General features: G+C 73.2%; 12 protein-coding genes. 8 read left to right on the top strand and 4 right to left on the bottom strand.

Translation table 11 applies throughout. The features are described from left to right. Positions 1 to 232: 232 nt before the first annotated feature. Positions 233 to 3922 (bottom strand): S8 family serine peptidase, encoded by a 3690-nt coding sequence (locus IAG42_RS24390; protein WP_188339094.1) that lies wholly within the window; start codon positions 3920 to 3922, stop codon positions 233 to 235. 174 nt (positions 3923 to 4096) lie between these two features. Here IAG42_RS24390 and IAG42_RS24385 point away from each other — a divergent pair, with 174 nt between their 5' ends. From IAG42_RS24385 to galU, 8 genes are all read left to right on the top strand, one after another. Beyond that, positions 4097 to 4453 (top strand): CU044_2847 family protein, encoded by a 357-nt coding sequence (locus tag IAG42_RS24385; protein ID WP_188339093.1) that lies wholly within the window; start codon positions 4097 to 4099, stop codon positions 4451 to 4453. Beyond that, positions 4450 to 6102 carry a VMAP-C domain-containing protein gene (locus IAG42_RS24380; RefSeq protein ID WP_188339092.1) on the top strand — a complete coding sequence of 551 codons (1653 nt, stop codon included), beginning with the start codon at positions 4450 to 4452 and terminating at the stop codon, positions 6100 to 6102. The genes IAG42_RS24385 and IAG42_RS24380 overlap by 4 nt, the downstream gene beginning before the upstream one ends. A 59-nt stretch (positions 6103 to 6161) precedes the next feature. Continuing rightward, complete coding sequence (locus IAG42_RS24375) at positions 6162 to 7163, top strand: AAA family ATPase (RefSeq protein ID WP_188339091.1); 1002 nt, start codon at positions 6162 to 6164, stop codon at positions 7161 to 7163. A 5-nt stretch (positions 7164 to 7168) separates the two neighbouring features. Then, complete coding sequence (locus IAG42_RS38485) at positions 7169 to 12514, top strand: SAV_2336 N-terminal domain-related protein (RefSeq protein WP_188339090.1); 5346 nt, start codon at positions 7169 to 7171, stop codon at positions 12512 to 12514. A 115-nt stretch (positions 12515 to 12629) separates the two neighbouring features. Continuing rightward, positions 12630 to 13667 (top strand): rod shape-determining protein, encoded by a 1038-nt coding sequence (mreB, locus tag IAG42_RS24365; RefSeq protein WP_188339089.1) that lies wholly within the window; start codon positions 12630 to 12632, stop codon positions 13665 to 13667. 24 nt (positions 13668 to 13691) lie between these two features. Next, entirely contained in the window at positions 13692 to 15158 is a 1467-nt protein-coding gene (locus IAG42_RS24360) for a sensor histidine kinase (protein ID WP_188339088.1), read from the top strand. A gap of 227 nt (positions 15159 to 15385) precedes the next feature. After that, on the top strand, positions 15386 to 17692 hold the full coding sequence (locus tag IAG42_RS24355; RefSeq protein WP_188339087.1) for a bifunctional glycosyltransferase/CDP-glycerol:glycerophosphate glycerophosphotransferase: 2307 nt from the start codon (positions 15386 to 15388) through the stop codon (positions 17690 to 17692). Between the two features lie 65 nt (positions 17693 to 17757). After that, entirely contained in the window at positions 17758 to 18657 is a 900-nt protein-coding gene (gene galU, locus IAG42_RS24350; RefSeq protein ID WP_188339086.1) for a UTP--glucose-1-phosphate uridylyltransferase GalU, read from the top strand. 70 nt (positions 18658 to 18727) lie between these two features. Here galU and IAG42_RS24345 read toward each other — a convergent pair whose 3' ends face one another. The 3 genes from IAG42_RS24345 to htpX all read right to left on the bottom strand — a co-directional run bounded on the left by IAG42_RS24345 (position 18728) and on the right by htpX (position 21271). Continuing rightward, the gene (locus tag IAG42_RS24345) at positions 18728 to 19609 is read right to left on the bottom strand and encodes a calcium-binding protein (RefSeq protein ID WP_188339085.1); all 882 of its coding nucleotides are present in this window, start codon (positions 19607 to 19609) and stop codon (positions 18728 to 18730) included. Positions 19610 to 19777: 168 nt separating this feature from the next. Beyond that, positions 19778 to 20347 carry a PspA-associated protein PspAB gene (pspAB, locus tag IAG42_RS24340; protein ID WP_188339084.1) on the bottom strand — a complete coding sequence of 190 codons (570 nt, stop codon included), beginning with the start codon at positions 20345 to 20347 and terminating at the stop codon, positions 19778 to 19780. Positions 20348 to 20371: 24 nt separating this feature from the next. Then, positions 20372 to 21271, bottom strand: coding sequence for a zinc metalloprotease HtpX (gene htpX, locus IAG42_RS24335; protein WP_188339083.1), 900 nt, complete (start codon positions 21269 to 21271; stop codon positions 20372 to 20374). Between the last annotated feature and the right edge of the window lie 56 nt (positions 21272 to 21327).

The raw sequence follows: 21327 nt of genomic DNA, 5'->3' as shown, positions 1-21327 counted from the left end.
ACGGAGCGCGCAGACAGATGGCCCGACACAGCATCGTGGAGACACGCAGCAGATCCACGTGACGACGCGAGACGAGTACAGGGGCCATGCACCCATCCTTGCCGCGAACACGCCGCCGCCACAAGACATGTCCACATGGCGGGCGGTTGCGTACCGGCATACGAAACAGCCGGGGCCCGGCGCGGAGGTGCTCCGCGCCGTGCCCCGGCCTCGAACTCATTTTTTCAGAGGGTTACTTCACGCCGATCGCCCGGACGATCTCCTGCGTGACGGTCGCGCCCTTGTCGTCGTGGGCGGAGGCCCGCAGCGAGACGGACGCCGCGTCCTCGGGGATCCGCAGCTCGCCGGTCCAGGACGCCCCGGTGCCGTCGAGGGCGACGGACTTCCAGGTCTTGCCGTCGTCGTAGGAGACCTCCAGCCTGCCGCCGCCCAGGGTGCCGGTGCCGGTCGCGCCCTTGATGTACTCGGCGTACAGGCCGACGGGCAGCGAGGCGCCCGCGCGGACCTTTCCGGTGAGGTCGGTGTCGACGTCGAAGCCGAGGTTGATCATCGGAAGGAAGTGCCACTCGTCGTCGGCCGGCCGCGCCGAGCGGACCGTCCACTCGGTGTGCCCGGTGGTGCCGAGGCTCCACTTCTCGGGGTCGAGCGCCGTGTCGGTGACGACCTTGTACGTCTTCTCTTCCGGGGCCGCGTTCCACACGTACCCTGCGGAGCTGGTCCTGCGGCCCTGGCTGACGCCGTCGGCGAACACCTCGGTGTACTGCTTCATCCCGCTCTCGGGGTCGTACGCGTCACCGAACCCGGTGTGGTCGGGACCCGAGTCGCCCCAGCCCGGCACGTTGAACTGGATCTGGTCGGCGACGCGCTCCTGGCCCCAGCCGAGCCCGGTGCCGAGCCACGGGTGCCAGACCGGCTTGAACCAGTTGAGCTCCGTGTGCCGGCCGGCCTTGTAGGTGACCAGTCCGGAGCGCTCCTCCAGGCCCGGCACGATGACGGACTCGTGCCACTTCTGGCCCGGCTCCATGGACACGTAGTCGGTGCGCCGGTCAGGGAAGGTGTGGCGCTCCAGGAATCCGACGCCGACCTTGAAGGTGTCGGTGATCGAGAAACGGAACTCACCGCCGTCGGCCTTCCGGTCGCCGCCGTAGTACGTGGTGTCGACGGTGGCGAGGTCCTTGCCGTCCGGGGCGTAGAGGAGGCCGCGGTCGGGCACGGCGCCCGTGTAGCCGTTCGACACGTCATACATGTACGAGGCGTCCTTGGTGCCGGTCATGTCGAGCGGGCGGCCGTCGCGGGCGCGGGTCTGGAGCCGGGCGAAGTCCTCCTTGTTCACGCTCGCGATCTGCAGCGGGCGGTCCTCGTAGTTCTCGTCGTAGAAGACGGTGTTGAGACGGCCGGGCGCGTCGTCGCCGATGAACAAGGCCTTGGCGCCCGCGTCCTGGGCGGCCTGCGCGATCTGCGCCGGGGTGAGGGTGCCGTCGGCGTGCACGAGGACGGCCTTGCCCCGCACGTCCTTGTCCGCGTACGCGCCGGGCGCGCCGTTGCCCGCGTCGACGAGGCCGAGCCTGGTGCGGCCCTGGAGCAGCGTGGAGCCGGGCTGCTCGAAGGTCTCGCCGATGCCGTCCACGGCGACGCGAGGCTGTCCGTGCCGCCAGACGGTGCGGTACTCGAAGCTGCCGCCGGTGACCTTCTTCGTCGGCGCGGCGAACAGCGAGTCGTACTTGATCGGGACCTGGACGATGCCGAGGACGTCGGCGCCGTTCGCCTTGCGGTCGTACTCCATGAGGCGCTGGCGCGGGTCGGTGTCCTTGGGCAGCCGGAGCCCGGTCTCGCGCAGGGTGCGTCCGTCGAGGGTGATCTCGCGGTCCTGGTCGAGGGTGATCTCGGGGTTCGAGAGGTAGGCGAGGCCGAGCGAGTCGGGACCGCTCGCGCCGCGCACGTCGAGGAAGGTGTCCGCGGTGTACGTGCCCGGCTTCAGGCGCAGTTGGACGGTGCCGGAGTCACCGACGGCGACGATGCCCGGGTCGGTGCCCTCGGCGAGCTCCTGGAAGACGATGTTCGCGGGGGTCGGCTCGCCGTCCCGGTCCTTCACGTGGACGGTGAGCGTGTACCGCTCCTCCTCCTTGACCAGGCCGAACGCCGTGTGCGCGACGGGGGTCCCGGCGGCGCTCGCCACGATCCGCCCGCTCACGTTGCCGACGGCGGCCTTGCTGCCGTCGCCGGTGACGGTGGTGGAGGCGGTGCCGTGCGCGGGCACGGTCAGCTTGTCGTCGGCGAGCGCCACGACCCCGTCGGAGGCGCCCTCCGCCGCGAGGCTCAACTCCACCGACTGATCGGAGGAGTTGGAGTAGGTGACCTTCTTGGTGACCGGCTCATTGCTCTCGTAGGGCCACTTGAAGAAGCCCAGGTCGGCGCTGCCGGTCGCGGTGATCTTCGCGGCGACGGCGTCGGGAACCGAGACACGGCCCGCGCCGATGGCGTACGCCGAGTCGTCGAGCTGCTTCGAGGTCGACATCAGGGCGTCCTTGAGCTGCGCGCCCGTCCAGTCCGGGTGGGCCTGGGCGAGCAGCGCGGCGACACCCGCGACGTGCGGCGTCGCCATCGACGTACCGCTCATGGTCGTGTACGAGCCGGAGCCGGCGACGAGGGAGGAGCGGGCGGCGAGGATGCCCACACCCGGGGCCGACACATCGGGCTTCAGCCCCTGGTCGCCGTAGCGCGGGCCCTGGCTGGAGAACTCGGCCCGCTCGTCCTGGCTGTCGACGGCGCCGACGGTGAGGGCGGAGTCGGCGGCGCCGGGCGAGCCGATCGTGCCGGGCCCGTAGGCGTTGCCGGCCGCGATCACGAACAGGGCGCCGGTCTCGGCGGACAGGGAATCGACGGCGGCGGCCATCGGGTCGGTGCCGTCGCTGCCCTCCGAGGAGCCGAGGCTCATGGAGACGACCTTCGCCTTGATGTCCTTGGCGGCCCACTCCATGCCGGCGATGATCTCGGACTCGGTGCCGAAGCCGTCGTCGCTGAGCACCTTGCCGACGGCGAGCGTGGCGTCCGGGGCGACGCCCTTCTCCTTGCCGTCGGAGGCGGCGCCGGAGCCGCCGACGGTCGAGGTGACGTGCGTGCCGTGGCCCTGACGGTCGGCGACCTCCTGACCGGCGATGAACGACTTCGACTCGCTCACGCGCGAGGCGAGGTCCGGGTGCGTCGTGTCGTAGCCGGTGTCGAGGACGGCGACCTTGACGCCCTTGCCGGTGAGCCCGGCCTCCCACGCCTTCGGCGTCCCGATCTGCGCGTTGGACTGCTCCATGTCGGCCTTCACCCGGCCGTCGAGCCACACCTTGGCGATGCCGTCGGCGAACGCGTCCTTCTCCGTGGCCGCGTTCCAGAAGGTGCGGCCCTTGGCGGCGGCGAGTGCGGCGCCACCGACACTGGACAGCTTCCGGGTGCGCTCGGAGCCCTTGGGGGTGAGTGCGGCGGAGCGCGCGCTCTTGCCCTTGTAGGTGACGATGAGCGGGGTCGCGTCGGCCTTGTTGTCGGCGAGGCCCTGCTCGATCAGGGCGCTGACGTCGAAGAGCCGGGGGTCGAGGGTCTTGGCGGCCAGGTAGGGCTGCGCCTCCTCGGGTACGACGGTGATCCGTCCGTCGCTCACCTGGGTGCGCACGGTGCCGTCGGCTCCCTGGGGCCGTTTCACGTCGACGGTCTTCCTGCCGCCGCCGAGGTCGGTGACGGTGACCTTGTCGCCGGTGACCAGCGTCACCGTGTGGGCGGCGCGGGCGGCCTTGGTGGTCTGCCGCGCCGGGGTGTCCGGGCCGGTCGGGCCGGTGCCGTCCGGTGCGGCGTGCGCTCCCGCCAACGGCAGCAGGGCGAGGGTGAGCCCTGCCGACAACAGCGCCGCGGTACGTCTCGCTACTGGTCCTCTGGTCATCTTGGCCTCTCTTTGCAGGCTTCCGATCGGGGGTGGTGCCAGAGTGCTAGGAGGAGTGTGAACGACCTTCTGCGTCAGCGGAGTTGAACTGTGGTGGCGGATGACCGCCGTGACACCTTCCCGCCAGGGCACAATGGCGGGGAGGCAGGGACGAGGCTGAGGGGGGACGAAGTCGTGGACGGGTTGGTGGAGTTCGAGGTCACCGAGGGTGCGCCGGTGCTGTTCGAGGCGGTCGGCGAGGACGCGGAGCCGGACGGCGCCCGGCATGTGAACCGGGACAACGACGCGGTGCGGGCCTCCCGCACCTTCGAGCAGTCCCTCGGCGCGGTCCGCTCGGCGGCCGAGTCGGCGCTGCGCGTGCTGCGGGACGGCGCGCTGAAGCCGGACGCGGTGGAGATCGAGTTCGGCGTGAAGATGTCGGCGGAGGTCGGGGCCGTCATCACGAAGGGCGCCGCCGAGGGGCATCTGGTGGTCAAGCTCAGCTGGTCCTCCGGCCCCGGCCCGGCGGAGGAGGACACGGCCGGCCGATGAACGACTGCCAGTGGCAGGCCCGCATCGAGCGGGCCGGGCGCATTCTCGGGTCCGGCTTCCTGATCGCCGGACGGACCGTGCTGACCTGCGCGCACGTCGTCGCCGGCGCGGACGGGCCACTGACGGTGACGTTCCCCAACCGCCGGTCCGAACGCCCGGTGGAGGCCCGGGTCCTGGTGGGCGCGGGCTGGCACGGCGACGCGACCGCGCCGGGTGACCTGGCGGTGCTGGAGCTGGCCCGGGAGGTCGACGTGGCACCGGCCCGGTTCGGCACGGAGAGCGAGGCGTACGCGGGCGCCGACGGCCGGGCGCCGACCCTGCACGCGTACGGCTTCCCGAAGAGCTTCGACGAGGGCACGCAGGCCGCGTACCGGACCGTGAGCCCGACCCGGGTCCGCGACGAGTGGGTCGAGCTGGTCGCGGACCTCGCGCACGGGCAGCCGCTGCGCTCCGGGTTCAGCGGCGCGGCCCTCACCGTCGCGGGCACGAACCGGGTCGTCGGCATCGTCACGAGCGTGACGGGCGGCGCGGGCACGATGACGGGCCGGATGATGCCCCTGTCGGTCATGGTCCGGTACTGGGAGGACCTCGTCCTGTACCTGCCGGGCCCGGCCCGGCTGAACGCGCTGGTGGAGAAGGCGCTGCGGACTGGGCTCGACTGCCGTCCGGAGCGGCTGTACCGGCAGGCGGCGGGCCCCTGGGCGCCGCCCGTCCCCTCGCACGAGCTGCGCTCCCTGCCGATGGCGGCGTGGCACGCGCTGAACGCGCCGGAGCCGGAGGTCGCCGAGCGGTTCGCGGACCGGCTCGAGGAGCTGCTCGGCGAGAGCGCGCGGGAGCGGCCGGGCCGGGCCCCGGCGGCCTGGACGCCGGTGGTGTTCACCGTGGAGCACAGCGGGGCCGGCGAGGACGAGGTGCGGGTGACCGTGTCGGCGTACCACGAGGGCCATCCGCATCTGGTCGAGGAGCCGCGCACGCTGCCGAGCTCGGAGGTGCCCGGCTACGTCGAGTCGGTCATCGACACCGCGATCGACCATCTCCCGGACGACACCGACGAGTTGGTGGCCTTCGAGCTGCCCCGGCCGTTCCTCAACTGGCCGGTGGACCGCTGGCCCGCGGGCGACGGCGACCCGACGCCGCTGGGCTGCGCCTACCCGGTGGTGGTCACCGCGCACAGCCGGCGCGAGGGTGGCCGGCGGCGCCGGCTCGCGAAGAGCTGGCGGGCGCGCGGGGACCGGCCGGCGTCCGGGGTGCACCGCGTCGACTGCTCCGACGGTCCGCCGCCCAGCCAGTCGGACCTGGCCCGGGCCGACGTGGTGGGCTTCGCCGCGCCGCCGGGTCCCGGTCCGCGGCCGCACTTCGACACGGCGCTCGCCAAGCCGGTCCCGGTGCTGCTGTGGCCGCGCACCGGCTGCGCGGGCGGCCACGAGGACGGCACGCCGTGCCCGGGCACGGCGTTCCTCGACGCCCTCGGCACGTACGTGTCCGGTCTGCCGCTCGACGAACTCCCGCAGCACATCATGGCGTTGCGGGAGCGGGCGAGCGCGCAGGAGCAGCACTGGGCGCACGACATCCAGCTGCTGTGGGACTCCCCGCGCTGCTTCCCGGCCCCGGACCGGGAGGCACTGCACCGCCACTGCCCGGTCGCCTGATCGACCCGCATCATCCACGAACGACGACGAATCGAACGACGTACGGAGACGAGCCGAACATGCCGCAGTGGTCCGTGTACACGGGAGCGTCCGCGCCGCACGACGGCATCGACCGGCTGCCCGCCCCGCCGCCCTGGCGCGCGTTCGACGGCGGCCCGGTCCTGCCGCCGCCTGCCGAGGACGCGGACACGGCGGCGGTCTCGCCCGACCGGCTGCACCGCGCCCACACCTACCGGCCGACGCCGGAGAGCGTCGACCTGGTGAACGCGGCGCTGTACCTGCGCCGTCCGCTCCTGGTCACCGGGCCGCCCGGCACCGGCAAGTCCTCCCTCGCCTACGCCGTCGCCCGCGAGCTGCGGCTCGGCCCGGTCCTGCGCTGGAACGTGACGAGCCGCTCGACGCTCGCGGACGGCCTGTACCGCTACGACCCGCTCTCCCGCCTGTACGCGGCCCGCGGAGAGCGGCGTCCGCCCGCGGAAGGCGTGGCGGACGTCGCCGACCACCTGCGGCTCGGCCCCCTCGGCACCGCGCTCCTGCCGCACGAGCGGCCGCGGGCGCTGCTCGTCGACGAGATCGACAAGGGCGACCTCGACCTGCCGAACGACCTGCTGAACGTGCTGGAGGAGGGCCAGTACGAGATTCCCGAACTGCTGCGCGCGGGCACCGAGGCGCGGGTGCGGGCCGACGGTACGGACGAGACGGTGCCGGTCGCGGCCGGCCGGGTGCGCTGCCGCGCGTTCCCGTTCGTGGTGCTGACCAGCAACGGGGAGCGGGAGTTCCCGCCCGCGTTCCTGCGCCGCTGCGTCCGGCTGCGGCTGCGCCGCCCGGGCCGGGACCAGCTGGCCGCGATCGTCGACGCGCACCTGGGCGAGACCGACGGGTACGCCGAGGAGCTGATCGGCCGGTTCCTGCGGCGCGCCGACGCGGGCGAGCTGGCCACGGACCAGTTGCTCAACGCGCTGTACCTCACGGGCGCGGCGGGCCTGGACGCGGCGTCCCGCGAGGAGCTCGCCCAGCAGCTCCTGCCGGGGCTCGGCGCGCGTCCCGACGACGGCGGCTGACGACGATGGCAGGTGACCTCGACCGGCTCGCGGCGGCGCTGGCCGCGGCGGCGGACGGCGAGCGGCCCACCCCGGCCGAGCTGGCGGAACTGCTGTGGCTGGCCCGGGCGTTGGACCGCGCGGAGAGCGCCACGGGCACGGGCGACGCGGGGCCCTCCGGCGCTTCCGCTCCCGGTGGCGCTTCCGGTGGCGCGGGGTCCGGCGACGGATCCACGGCACCGGCGGGTCCGCCGCACCCGCCGCCCGGCCCGCGCACGCCACCGGCCCCCGTCGACCAGCCCGCGCCGGCACCGCCCGAGCCCCGGCCGCTCATGCCGGAGCCGCCCCGGGTCACCCTCTACGTGGCCGAGGACCAGGCCGCCGGTCCGGCCGGGCCGCTGGCCCCCACGCCGCCGATGCTGCGGCACCCGCTGCCCCTGCAGCGCGCGCTGCGGCCCCTCAAGCGCCGGGTGCCGTCGCCGACGGGCGTGCCGGAGCTCGACGAGCACGCCACCGCCGACCGCATCGCCCGGCTCGGCGGCGGACCCGACGCCTGGCTGCCCGTACTGCGCCCGGCGCCCGAGCGCTGGCTGCGGCTCGTGCTGGTCCACGACAACGGGCCGACCATGCCGGTCTGGCGCCCCCTCCTGCGCGAACTGCACGGACTCTTCGGGCAGTCGGGCGTCTTCCGTACGATCGCCGTCCACGAGGCGTCGCCGGACGGCCGGATCCACGGCCTGGTCGTGCCGCCCGACGGCCGGACCGCCGTGCTGGTCCTCAGCGACTGCTCCGGCCCGCAGTGGCACTCCGGGGAGGCGGGCGCCCGCTGGTACGGCACCCTGCACGCCCTGGCCCGGCGCGTCCCGCTCGCGGTGCTCCAGCCGCTCCCCGAACGCCTGTGGCCCGGCACCGCCCTGCCCGCCGTACCGGGCCGCCTCACCGCCCCGCACCCGGCGGCGCCCGCGTCCGCGCTGGGTTTCGCCCCGTACGATCCCGACGCCTGGCCACGGCCCGAGGACGCCCCGGACGCGCTCGCGCTCCCGGTCCTGGAGGCGGACCCCCGCTGGCTGTCCCACTGGGCCCGGCTGACGGCCGCGCCGGGCGGCGCGCGGGTGCCGGGCGCGGCGGCCTGGCTGACCCCCGCGGGGCCCGCCGACGCGACGGCCCCGGACCCGGGCCCGGACCTGTCGGAGGCGGGCCGGTACGGCGCGACGGACCGGTCCGGGACGGTGGACCAGTACAGGACGGTCGAGCGGTACGGGACCGTCGACCCCTACGGGACGGCCGGCCCGGACGACGATCCGGACCCGATGACCGACGCCGAGCGGCTCGTGCTCGGCTTCCGGGGATCCGCCTCGCCGGAGGCGTTCCGGCTCGCCGGGCATCTGGCGCTCGGAGTGCCGCACCTGCCGGTGATGCGGCTCGTCCACTCCGTCCTGGAACCCGATCCGCGCCCGGCGCACCTCGCCGAGATCATCGTCTCGGGCATGCTCGTGGAGGTCCCCGGTCCGCCCGGCTCCTACGCGTTCCGCCCCGGCGTCCGGGAGCTGCTGCTGCGCTCCCTGCCGCGCAGCGAACGCGGACGCACGGCCCGACTCCTCGCGGAGCGCGGCGCGTTGATCGAAGCGCTGGTCGACACGGTGCCGCCGGAACTGCCCGTGACGACGTCGCCGGGGGCGGACCCCGGCGGGGACGGGGCGGTGGCGGAGGTCAGCGCCGAGACGCTGGAGCGCATGGGCGGCTCCGCGGCGCCGGCCGTCCCCGCCCCGGGGGTGCTGCTCGGCGGGCGTTACCGGCTCGTGCGGCAGGTGCGGCCCGGCGGCTCGGTGTGGCGGGCGCGGGACACGGGGTCCGGGGCGGCCGTGGCGGTGAAGCTGTACCCGTCGCTGCCCGCGCGGGGGCGCCCCGCGTTCCGTCACATGGCCGAGCGGCTGCGGCAGTTGCGGCATCCGAACGTCGTCGCCGTGTCCGACGCCGACACGGAGGCTCCGGTCCCCTATCTGGTGATGGAGTACCTGGACGGCGTCCCGCTCGGTTCCCTCACCCCGGGGCGGCTGCCCGGTTCCCTGCTGACCCGGGTGGCCGCGGGCCTGGGCGGCGCTCTGGTGGCGGTCCACGACGCCGGGTTCGCCCATGGCGGGGTGCGCGGATCGCGGGCGATGCTGCTGCCCGACGGCACGGTGAAGCTCGTCCAGTTCGCCCCCGCGAGCGCCGGCCAGACCGGCGCCTTCGACCGCGACACTGAACAACTGGCCGCACTGTGCCGCCAGTTGGGCTGCGCGCCCGGGTTCACGCAGACCCTGCTCTCGGGCGGCGCCGGGCAGATGGAGAGCAATCTGCGCGGCCTCGCCGACGGCCACGCACGGCTCGCGCTCGTCGACGACGGCGCCACGATCCGCCCCCCGCTCGTCTACAGCCTGCTCGGCCCGCTCAAGGTCCTCCCGAACGACGGCGACGACGCCCCCGAGATCCCGCTCTACTCCCCCGTCGACGCGGCCGTGCTGTGCGCCCTGCTCCTGCGCACCGGCCACCCGCTGACCCGCGCCGAACTGGCCGACGCCGTATGGGACCCCGAGGACCGCCCCGAGGACCCGGACGCGGCGCTCGCCGCCTGCGTGTCCCGGCTGCGCGGGGCCGGCGCCGGTCTGATCGCGGAGGTCGACGACGGGTACGCGGTGCACACGAGCGCCGACCTGCTCGACGTGACGGAGCTCCTGAACGCGGCGCGGACCGCGGACACCGCCTACACGAACCGCACGCCCCTGACCCTCGGCTCCACCCGCGCCCTCGTCCAGCGCGTCCTCGACCTGTACGAAGGCACCCCACTGGACGGCGTCCCGGGCCCCGGCGCGGAGGCGGCCCGCGCCGAACTCACCGAACTGCGCCTGACGTTGCTCGCGCTGCGGGCCGACCTGGACCGGGAGTCCCGGGTGCCGCTAGTCCCCGCCCCGTCGGCGAAGACGCCCTCGGAGCCCGAGCCGGCCGTGAGCGCGCCGAGCCACGCCTCCGTGCTGTTCAGTGCCCCCGACGGCCGGAGCAATCAACTGTCCGTTCTGGCCGGCCGGTTGGCCGCGAGCGCCGACCTCGCCGAGGCGGACCACACGGCGGCCACCTCCTCCCCGCATCTGCACGAAGAGCTCATCGCCACGCCCGAGGCACTGGACCGCCTCCTCGAAGCCGTCGTCACCCGGCTCGCCGGGACGGCCGCCGACCTCCAGCTCACGGGCGACCTCTCCGTGACCTTCTGGCCGAAGGGCGTCCGCATCCCCAAGGTCACTCCCGGCTTCTCCCCCGCCCCGCTGGAAGTGGCGGTCTCCGCACGGCTCGTCACGGCGGACCGGGCTCGCGTCCTGGGCCTTCGCCCCGTAGGGGACCCTCCCACCCACTGGATCCACCAGCACCTCTCGGCGTCGGTGGAACGCCAACTGGCGTGGGTGCTCGACGAGTCGCTGCGCCACCGGGAGCAGGCGCGCTCCGCGCTGGTCGCCGACCTCAACGCCGAACTGCGCCGCAGCGGCCTGTCACCCGCACTGGGCTCCCGCCCCCCGTCCTTGGAGATCGCCGCCGCCGTACTGAGCATGCCCCGGGGCCGGCGCGCCCTGATCGGCTCCCTGGGCCGCCACGCCCCGGACGCCGTGAGCACCGCCGGTGAGGCACTCGACAGAGCGGAAGACCAGGGCCTCGACGTGTCCGACGTCGTCGCCGCCCTGCAAGGCCTCGCCGTCCAGCGCCACCGCGGCCACCGCGCCCTGTGCGCCTCGATCCTGGCCGACCGGCTCGACTGCACGATCCACCTGGGCGGCAGCAGCCGGCACGCCCTGGAGGAGGTGGCCCGGGCCGCACTCGGCCACGAGGACGGGCTCCGGGTCCTGGCCCAGCTGATCCGCTACACGGAGGGGCCGGACGCGGCGGACCGCCTCAACGAACTGGTCCCCCCGGACCGGCTCCCCCTGATGGAGACCGTCCCGGGACGGCTCGACCGGCTCTTCCAGGTGGCCGACTCCCTGGTCGCGTACGAGGCCATGGGCGACCCGGCCCTGCGCCAGTACCTCGGCCGGGTCCTCGCCGACGCCACGAGCGACGCCGTCGTCCTGCCCGGCACCGACCTGCGCACCGACGCCCTCGCCCTGGCCCACGCCGCCCTCTCGAACCGCTACGACACCGAGGCACTGCTCCGCCTGATCGGCCGTCCGGTCCCGACGACCGCCCCCGACGCGCCGGACGAGCCCGCCGGGCCGCCGCCCGAGTCCCTCGTCCGGGGCCCCCTCGACCTCCCGGCCGAAGGCGTCCCGCCCGCCCCGGGCACGACCCTGGTCTACGTCCGCCCGGACGGCGTCCGCACCCTCGACCCGCCCGGCCCGCGCGAGGCGTACGTGGAGTGCTACGAGGTCGACCTGCGCGCGTACACGTACCCCCTGGACGAGGTGCTGCCCGGCGCCCGCGCCGTCGTGCAGATCACCGATCCTGTCGAGGCCGCCGCACGCCGGTCCCGGGGCCCGGACCTGCCGGCCCGGCTGGCCTGGAATCTCCGGCTGGGCGTCCCCCCGGCCGATCCGGCGCGCGTCCGCCCGATCCCCGGGCACACCGTGCGCTGGGTGCTCCCCGACGCGCAGGCCGCGCCCGCCCCGGAGACCGCCCGCCCGCCGTCCCCGCAGAAGCCGGCGCGCGACGACGTGGCCCGCCTGATCGACTCCGCCGAGTGCGCGCTCGTCGGCTTCGACGGCCTGCTCGTGCACCTGTATCCCCGCCAGGGGGACGCCCGCCGCGCCGCACTGGAACTGACCGGGCTGGTGGCGGAGCTGCGCGATCCGGAGGAGGCGCTGAGCGGCGCCCCGCTCGACCCGCACCCGGGCGCCGAGCCGCATCCTCTCGACGTCCTGCGCGCCTTCGCCCGCCACCCTCGCCTGAGCCGCCCCCTGCGCGAGCGGCTCGACGCCGTCGAGTCCCGCGCGCTGCGCACCGCCCGCCGTGTCGAGGGCGCGGACGGCCTGGTCCGCGCCCTCGACGCGGCGGGGCTGCCCGTCGCCGTGTTCTCCGACGTCTCCTCACACGTCGTCAGGGAGTACGTGGACAGTCGCGCCCTGCCCGTGAGACGGGCGGTGCAGGGCCGTGTCGGGGATCCGCCCAGGCTGCTGCCGCACCCGGACGCGCTGCTCCGGTCCCTGCACCAGCCCGGATCACCCACACCCCGCGGCCTGGTGATCGGCTCTCAGCCCGCCGAGCTGGAGGCGGCCCGGCAGCTCAGCCTGCCGTTCATCGGCTACGCGGCGTCCCCGCAGGCCGAGCAGGCACTGGAGCGCGCCGGAGCCCGTCACGTCTTCCGGGACCTGGCCCGGCTGACCGACATCGTGCGCACGCGCAACCCCCATTGAGCCCAGCCCCACCCGGCCCACTCCAGCGCGCGCGATGCCCGCCACGGACGCACGATTTCTAGTGGGCCGCATTCCGACGGCCCGCCCACGGTCTGCGCTCTCGGGAGGAACTGCCATGACCGTCAGTCTGGAGCAGCTGCGCCGCTGCCACTTCGCCGTCGACCTGGGCGCCGCCCGCACCCGCGTGTACGTGAAGGGCGCGGGTCTCGTCGTCGACGAGCCGAGCGCGGCCGCGGTCAACACCCGTACCGGCGCCCTGATCGCGGTCGGTGAGTTCGCCGAGAAGATGACCGGGCGGACCCCCGACTACATCCGGGTCGTGCGTCCCGTCTCCGGCGGCACCGTCGTCGACATCGAGATGGCGCAGCGGATGCTGCGTCACCTGCTGGGCGAGAAGCTGCGCCGCGCCCTGCGCCGCAAGCCCCGGCTGCGCGCGGCGGCGTGCACCCCGCACGACGCGGACCCGCTCGCCCAGCGGGCCGCCGTGGAGACCCTCGTCGGGCTCGGCGCGAGACGGGTCGAGCTGGTCGACACGCTGATCGCGGCGGCGGTCGGCTGCGGCCTGCCCGTCGAGCAGCCCGAGGCCACCATGATCATGGTGTGCGGGGCGGCGACGACGCAGATCGCGGTGCTGTCGCTCGGCGCGATCGTGACGGCGGAGCGGATCCCGGTCGGCGGCGACGCCATCGACCACGCCGTGGTGCAGCACCTGCGCCAGCACCATGAGCTGATGCTGCCCTCCCAGTCCGTACGCCCCCTGCAGCTCGCGCTGAGCGGCAACGGGCTCACGCCGAGCGGCCCCGAGCAGACCGAGATCCACGGCCGGGACGTGGCGACGGGCCTGGCCCGCTCGGTGCACGTCGACACCTCGGCGGTGCGGCGCGCCATCCACACCCCGCTGACGGCGGTCCTGGACGGCATCGGCAAGGTGCTGCGCGACTGCCCGCCGGACCTGGTGGCCGACCTCGCGGACCGCGGGATCATGATGGTCGGCGGTTCGGCGCTGCTGCCGGGCCTGGACCAGATGCTGCGGGACGCCACGGGCATGCCCGTGCACATCGCCGAACGGCCCGACGTGTGCGCGGTGCAGGGGCTCGGCGCGATGATGGAGGGCAAGATCCAGCCGATGGTCCTGGACCCGCTGGCCGACTGACCGGTGTACGGAGCGACCCTCACGATGAGCCCGAGCGGGCCGGAGCCCGGCGCTCCGTCCGGCCTGTCCGTCCTCCTGGAAGCGGTCCTGACCATCGGCACCGACCTCGAACCGCGGGCCACGCTGCGGCAGCTGGTGGACAGCGCGACCGCGCTGACCGGCGCCCGGCACGGTGTGCTCGGCGTCCTCGACCCCGATCACGGCCGGCTGGTCGAGGTGGTGACCAGCGAGGGCGCCCGGCCCGAGCTGCCGCCCGGCGAGCCGTACGACGCGGTGCTGCACGAGCCGGGGCTGCTCGCGGTGCCGGTCCTGGTGCAGGGCGCGGTGTGCGGCCGGCTGCGGCTGACCGGGCGGCGCGCGCCCGAGGGGTTCACGGGCGCCGACCTGGAAGTACTGCGGGTTCTGGCGGGCCAGGCGGGCATCGCGCTGGGCAACGCGCGCCTGTACGAGAGCGCGCGGCAGCGCGAGCGCTGGATCGAGGGCGCGGCGGCGGTGACGACGGCGCTGCTCACCGGCGCCCCGGGGGACGCCCTGACGACGGTCGCCGAGCAGGCGCGGCTGCTCGCGGACGCGGCGGCCGGGGTGGTGCTCCAGCCGACCGAAGAGGGCGGCATGGAGATCGTCGCGGCGGCCACGACGGACGACCCGGCTGTGCTGCTCGGGGCCACGATCCGTCCTGGCACGGCGGTCCTCGATCAACTCCTGGCCGGTGAGCCGGTGTTCATCGACGACTCGGCGACCGACCCGCGGATGACGACGCGGGTACGGAGCCTGTTCGGGCCGAGCATGATGCTGCCGCTGCGGGCGGCGGGGAAGCTGATCGGCACCCTGGCCCTGCCCCGCTCCCCCGGCGCCCGCCCCTACACGCCGGTGGACCACCGGCTGGCGACCCAGTTCGCCTCGCAGGCGGCGCTCGCGCTGGTCCTCGCCGACGCGCAGGCCGGCCGGGAGCGGCTCGCCGTGTTCGAGGACCGTGACCGGATCGCCCGTGACCTGCACGATCTCGTGATCCAGCGGCTGTTCGCGACGGGGATGATGCTGGAGACGGCGGCGCGCCGGGCGCAGGCCGCGGAGGTGCGCACGATGCTGGCGCAGGCCGTGGACGAGCTGGAGTCGACGGTCCAGGAGGTCCGTACGACGATCTTCGCGCTGCAGCAGCCGCCGTCGGACGCCCCGTCGACGTTCCGCGGCAAGGTGCTGCGGGAGACGGCGGGCGCGGCGGCGGTCCTCGGCTTCAGCCCGTCCGTCCACTTCACCGGCGCCGTGGAGTCCGCGGTGCCGGACCAGGCCCAGACCCATCTCCTCGCGGCGTTGCGCCGCGCCCTGGCCACGGCCTCGCGGCGTGCGGGCGTGTCCCGGATCGACGTCTCGGTCGACGCGCGGGCCACCCTGCCCGACGGCCGCCCGGGCGTCCGTCTGACGGTGACGGACGACGGGGCTCCGGACGAAGGCGCGCAGGCGTCGCCGGTGATCTGGCAGGCACCCCGCTAGAGCGCCGGGGTCAATGTGCGCTGGGTCACAATCCACGCGCGCATCGCAACCGTGCCGGCCCGTCGCGGGTCTAGCACAAGCGGGTGGGAAACGTAAGGGTGTTTGGATGGATATACGCCCGAAACAGTAGATGTCGGACCCTCATGTAATATTCACCCGCGCTCTTCACATCCTTCACAGAGTCGTGTGCTGGGCGGACACCGGGACCCCACGACCAGGGAAGCCAGATGAGTCACGCAGAGAACGCGATCGCCCCTCGAATAAGCCTCGTTGTGCCGGTCTACCGGGTTCAGGGATATCTGCGTGCCTGCCTGGACTCGATCCTCGACCAGTCCTTCACGGACTTCGAGATCGTCGCGATCGACGACGCCTCCCCCGACGCGTGCGGCCGGATCCTCGACGAGTACGCGGCCCGCGACGAGCGCGTCGTACCGGTCCACCTGACCGAGAACCAGGGCATCGGCAAGGCCCGCGACCTCGGCGCGCTGCGGGCGCGCGGCGACTACATCTTCTTCCTGGACAGCGACGACACCCTGGCCGAGGGCGCCCTGCAGGCCGTCGCCGACCGTCTCGACCTCACCGCCGACCCGGACATCCTGCTCCTCAACCACGTCCGCACGTACTGGACGAACCGGGTGCAGGCCAGCGCCGCCGGCGAGATGCTCGCCGCCGCGGGCAAGGACGTCTTCACGGCGCTGGAGCGCCCCGAGTACCTCACGATGTTCGCCGTGGTGTGGAACAGGGTGTACCGCCGCGAGTTCTACGTCGGCAACGAGTTCACGTTCACCGACGGCATCTACGAGGACGCTCTCATGGTCTACAAGACCATGCTGACCGCGGAGCGCATCGCCTGCCTGGAGCAGGTCTGCGTGGAGTACCGCCAGCGCCGCCAGGGCAACTCGATGCGCACCCCCGGCCGCAAGCACTTCGGCATCTTCGAGCAGTACGCCCGGCTCTTCGCGTTCCTCGACGAGCGCCCGCACCTGGAGCCCGTGCGCGCCCTGATGTTCGAGCGCATGGTGAGCCACTTCCTCTTCACGCTGGTCCGCCCGGACCGCATCGTGCCGTCGGACCGCGCCTCCTTCTTCAAGCGCTCCGCCCAGCAGTACCGCCGCTTCAAGCCGGCCGGCTTCACCCGCCCCGAGGGCATGACCGGCGTACGGTTCGAGCTCCTGGAGCGCGGCTCCTACCCGGCGTACCAGGCCTTCGAGCTGGCCGGCGCGACCAAGTCGAAGCTGCGCAAGCGCGCGCTGAAGACCAAGAACGTGCTGGGCCGCAAGGCGTACGACCAGCTGTACCGCATGTACCAGCGCCGCCCGATCGACGAGAACCTCGCGGTCTACAGCGCGTACTGGAACCGCGGCGTGGCCTGCAACCCCGCGGCGATCTACCACAAGGCCAAGGAGCTGGCCCCGCACGTCCACGGCGTGTGGGTGGTGCGCGCGGGCGACGAGGAGAACGTGCCGGCGGGCGTCGACTACGTCGTCAGCCGCTCCCCGCGCTACTGGGAGGTCATGGCCCGCGCCAAGTACCTCGTCAACAACGTCAACTTCCCCAACGAGATCGTCAAGCGCCCCGGCCAGGTCCACCTGCAGACGCACCACGGCACGCCGCTCAAGCAGATGGGCATCGACCAGCAGCGCTTCCCGGCCGCCGCGAAGAACATGAGCTTCCACAAGATGCTCGAGCGCGTCGACAAGTGGGACTTCAGCCTCTCCTCGAACCAGCACTCGACGGAGATCTGGGAGCGCGTCTACCCCTGCGCCTTCGAGAACATCGACTCGGGCTACCCGCGCAACGACGTCTACTTCCAGGCCACTTCGGCAGACGTCGCCCGCATCCGCGCCGAACTGGGCATCCAGGACGGGCAGACCGCGATCCTGTACTGCCCCACGGTCCGCGACTACCAGAAGGGCTTCATCCCCCGTCTGGACCTGGAGCGGCTGTGCCGTGAGCTCGGCCCGGACCACGTCGTGCTGGTGCGCGCCCACTACTTCTACGGCGCCGACCCGCAGCTCGCCGCCCTCCAGGAGCGGGGTCTGATCAAGGACGTCTCCCGCTACCCGGTCGTCGAGGACCTGTGCCTGGCCTCCGACGTCCTGATCACGGACTACTCGTCGATCATGTTCGACTACGCCTGCCTGGACCGGCCGATCGTGTCCTACGTGGACGACTGGGACGTCTACAGCAAGGCGCGCGGCGTGTACTTCGACCTCCTGTCGCAGGAGCCCGGCCAGACCCCCGGCGCGACCGCGACCTCCGAGGACGAGCTGATCGAGGTGTTCCGCAGCGGCGCCTGGAACGGCGAGCGGGCCGCGGCCCTGCGCCAGGCGTTCCGCGAGCGCTTCGTCCAGTACGACGACGGCCACGCGGCCGAGCGCGTCGTGCGCCGCATCTTCCTGAACCAGGAGGCGACGCCGGCCGTCCTGCCGCTCGCCGAGCGGACCCCGGCGCCCCGTCCCGCGCAGGCCACCGACCGGGCCGGCGTGACCACGGGCGGCACCGCGGGCGACGCCGACCTCGTCGGCGCCTGACCGACCGCCGACCGACCACACGCACGACGCACGACGCATCACACGCAACGGGGGAACGCACCACCATGACGTCACGGATCTCGAAAGCGGTCATTCCGGCCGCGGGCCTCGGCACCCGGTTCCTGCCCGCCACCAAGGCGACTCCCAAGGAGATGCTCCCGGTGGTGGACAAGCCGGCGATCCAGTACGTGGTCGAAGAGGCCGCCTCCGCGGGTCTCGACGACGTGCTCATGATCACGGGCCGCAACAAGCGCCCGCTCGAGGACCACTTCGACCGCAACTACGAACTGGAGTCCGCCCTCCAGAAGAAGGGCGACGCGGGCCGCCTGGCCAAGGTCCAGGAGTCCAGCGACCTGGCCACCATGCACTACGTCCGCCAGGGCGACCCCAAGGGCCTGGGCCACGCCGTCCTGTGCGCCGCCCCGCACGTGGGCGACGAGCCCTTCGCGGTCCTGCTCGGTGACGACCTCATCGACCCCCGCGACCCGCTCCTCGCCCGCATGGTCGAGGTCCAGGAACGGCACGGCGGCAGCGTCATCGCCCTCATGGAGGTCGAGCCGTCCCAGATCCACCTCTACGGCTGCGCCGCGGTCGAGCCCACCGGCGACGGTGACGTCGTGAAGGTCACCGACCTCGTGGAGAAGCCCGAACCGGCCGACGCCCCGTCCAACTACGCGATCATCGGCCGCTACGTCCTGGACCCCCACGTCTTCGACATACTGCGCAAGACCGAGCCCGGCCGCGGCGGCGAGATCCAGCTCACCGACGCCCTCCAGCAGCTCGCCGCGGACGAGAAGGTCGGCGGCCCCGTCCACGGCGTCGTCTTCAAGGGACGCCGCTACGACACCGGCGACCGCGGCGACTACCTCAAGGCGATCGTGCGCCTCGCCTGCGAACGCGAGGACCTGGGCCCCGACTTCCGGACCTGGCTGAGCGCGTACGTGGCCGAGGAGCTCCAGGGCTGACCTCCCCCGGCACAGACGAACGGCCCGGAACCTCCAGGAGGTTCCGGGCCGTTCGCGTCGGCTCAGGCGATCAGCGGACGTCGACGTAGTCGGCGGACGACGTCGCCGTGGACGTCGCGCTGTTGCCCGGGTAGTACAGGCGCCACGTGCCGTCGGTGGAAGCCGTGATGGTGGTCTTCACCTGGCCGGTGGAGGAGCTGTTCACGGTCTTGACCGTGGTGTAGCTGCTGCTGCCGGCCTTCTTGAACTGCACCTGGACCGGCTGGGCGGCGTAGCCGTAGTACTTGAGGTAGGTCCAGCTGATGCGGCTCAGGCCACCGGAGAGCGTGATCGGCTTGCCCTTGGCGACCGGCTCGGGCGAGGCGTTGAACGACGCGAAGTGCGAGGCGCGCTTGACCCAGTGGTTCTTGTAGACGTCGCTCTCGGCGACGTCGAGGTCCTTGCCCACGGCGCCCGCGTACACGTTCCACTTGCCGTTGAGCGAGCTCTTGTAGAGGTCCACGCCCGGCGTGGCGGTCAGGGTCACCTTGCAGGTGGCCGTCGTCTCGCTCCAGTACTCGCAGTCGCGCGAGATGTCCTCGGGCTGGTCCGGGATGATGGCGCCGTCGATGCCGTCCTCGCTCGTGAGGTCGGTGCCGTGCCACAGGAAGGCCTGGACGCCTTCGATGCCCTCGGGGTTGGTGGCGGTGACGTAGATGTTGAACGACTTGGCCAGGGTGCCGCCGACGACGACGTCCTTGTTGCCGTTGACGGTGACCTTGGTGATCTTGATGTCGCCGGCGTCCGCCGCCGAGAAGGTGCTCTTCTGCTCGCCGACCACCAGCGGCGCCACGGCGTCCGCGGCGGACGGGGCGGAGGGGGCGTCGTCCGCCTGTGCGGCGGGAACGACGAAGGCGGTCAGAGCCGCGGCGCCGGACATCGTCGCAGCGACCAGACTGGCACGAATGCGCATGAATGCTTCTCCAGTTGAGAAGTACGGCCCTCGCGCCCCGCAGGCCCTTGCGACCCGCGAGGGTGAAGAAACCGTGTGATTCGAGTGAGCCTTCGGTTGACTCGCGGTGTAGACCCGCGGCAGACCCAAACGGTTGTGCGCATCGAGACTTTTGTTCGGACGTATTTCTCAGGCCAGTCCGGGGGCGTCCCAGACCGGGAACCAGCGGCTCAGATCGGGCTCCACACGCAGGTCGTCGCCGAGCGCGGACCGCACCTCCAGCTCCAGCGTGTTGTCCCGCTTCCGCGCCTGGCCGGGCCGGGGCGCGAAGGGGTAGAAGGTGCCGCGCTTGTAGAGGTAGACGAGCGCCACGGAGCGCGCCTCGCGCGGGTCCCGGAAGGCGATCAGGGAGCACAGCAGGTGCGGCCCGAAGCCGCCTTCCTCCAGGGAGGTGTTGACGGCGTGGAGGTCGTTGACCAGGCCGGCCACGTCGTCCGGGGCGTGGCGCACGCGCAGCCAGGTGTAGCCGAGCCCGTCCTCGGTGAACTCGACGGGCCCGTCGAGCAGTTCGGCGAGCTCGTCCTGGATCCGGTCGAAGGCGCCGCCCTCCACGCTCGCGAAGCAGACCGAGCCCTCCCCGGTGGGGAGCAGCCCGGCGGCGGCCTGGAGGGTGACGGCGGCCGAGGGCAGCGCGAAGAGCTGGTCGAGGTCGGGCCGGACGGGCTTGCTCCGGCCGAGGAGGGCGTCGAGGAATCCCATGCGGCGTCCTGTTCTTCCGGAGGGTCACGGGCGGCCGAGCTGGGCCGAGATCCGGCTCAGCTGGTCGAGGCGCTGTTCGAGGGTGGGGTGCGAGGCGAGCAGCCGGGCGGCGCTCTCCTTGCTGAAGGCGGGCGCGAAGAAGAACGCGTTGAACGGCTCGGCCTTGCGCAGGTCCCGGGTCGGGATACGGGCGATCTGCCCGGTGACCTTGGTGAGCGCGGAGGCGAGGGCGGAGGGGCGGCCGGTGAGCAGGGCCGCGGCCCGGTCGGCGGACAGCTCGCGGTAGCGGGACAGCAGCCGGGTGAGCAGGAAGCTGATGGCGTATACGACGGCGCTGACGGCGGTGACGATCAGGACGGCGACCGCCGTGTTGCTGTCGCGGTTGCTGCGGCCGAAGCCGCTCCAGATCGCCGAGCGGGTGATGAGGCCGGCCAGCACGCCGAGGAAGGAGGCGATGGTCATCACGGCGACGTCGCGGTGCGCGACGTGCGACATCTCGTGCGCGAGCACCCCCTCCAGCTCCTCCGGTTCCAGGCGGCGCAGCAGTCCGGTGGTGGCGCACACCATCGCGTTCTTCCGGTTGCGCCCGGTCGCGAACGCGTTGGGTACGTCCGAGTCGGCGACGGCGACGCGCGGCTTGGGCATGTCGGCGAGCGCGCAGAGCCGGTCGACCGCGGCGTGCAGTTCGGGGGCCTGCTCCGGGGTGACCTCGCGCGCGCCCATGCTGAAGGCGGCGATGCGGTCGCTGAACCAGAACTGGCCGATGAACAGCGCGCCCGAGAACAGGAGCACGAACGCCCACGCCCCTTTGAGAAGCACGACGAGCACGCCGACCACGACCACGTACAGCAGGCCGATGAAGAACATCGTGGCGACCATGCGTGAGGTGAGCCCGCGGTCGGGCGCGAACCGGGTCTGTGCCATCGAGGCCTCCCGAGAACGGCGGGGCGGTCCTCCACGGAGTGATCCCCCGCGGAGTG

It is taken from the genome of Streptomyces xanthii (assembly GCF_014621695.1).
GTDB lineage: Bacteria > Actinomycetota > Actinomycetes > Streptomycetales > Streptomycetaceae > Streptomyces > Streptomyces xanthii.
Note: the sequence above shows the minus strand (reverse complement) of the source record. Positions and strands in the feature narration are given on the sequence as shown.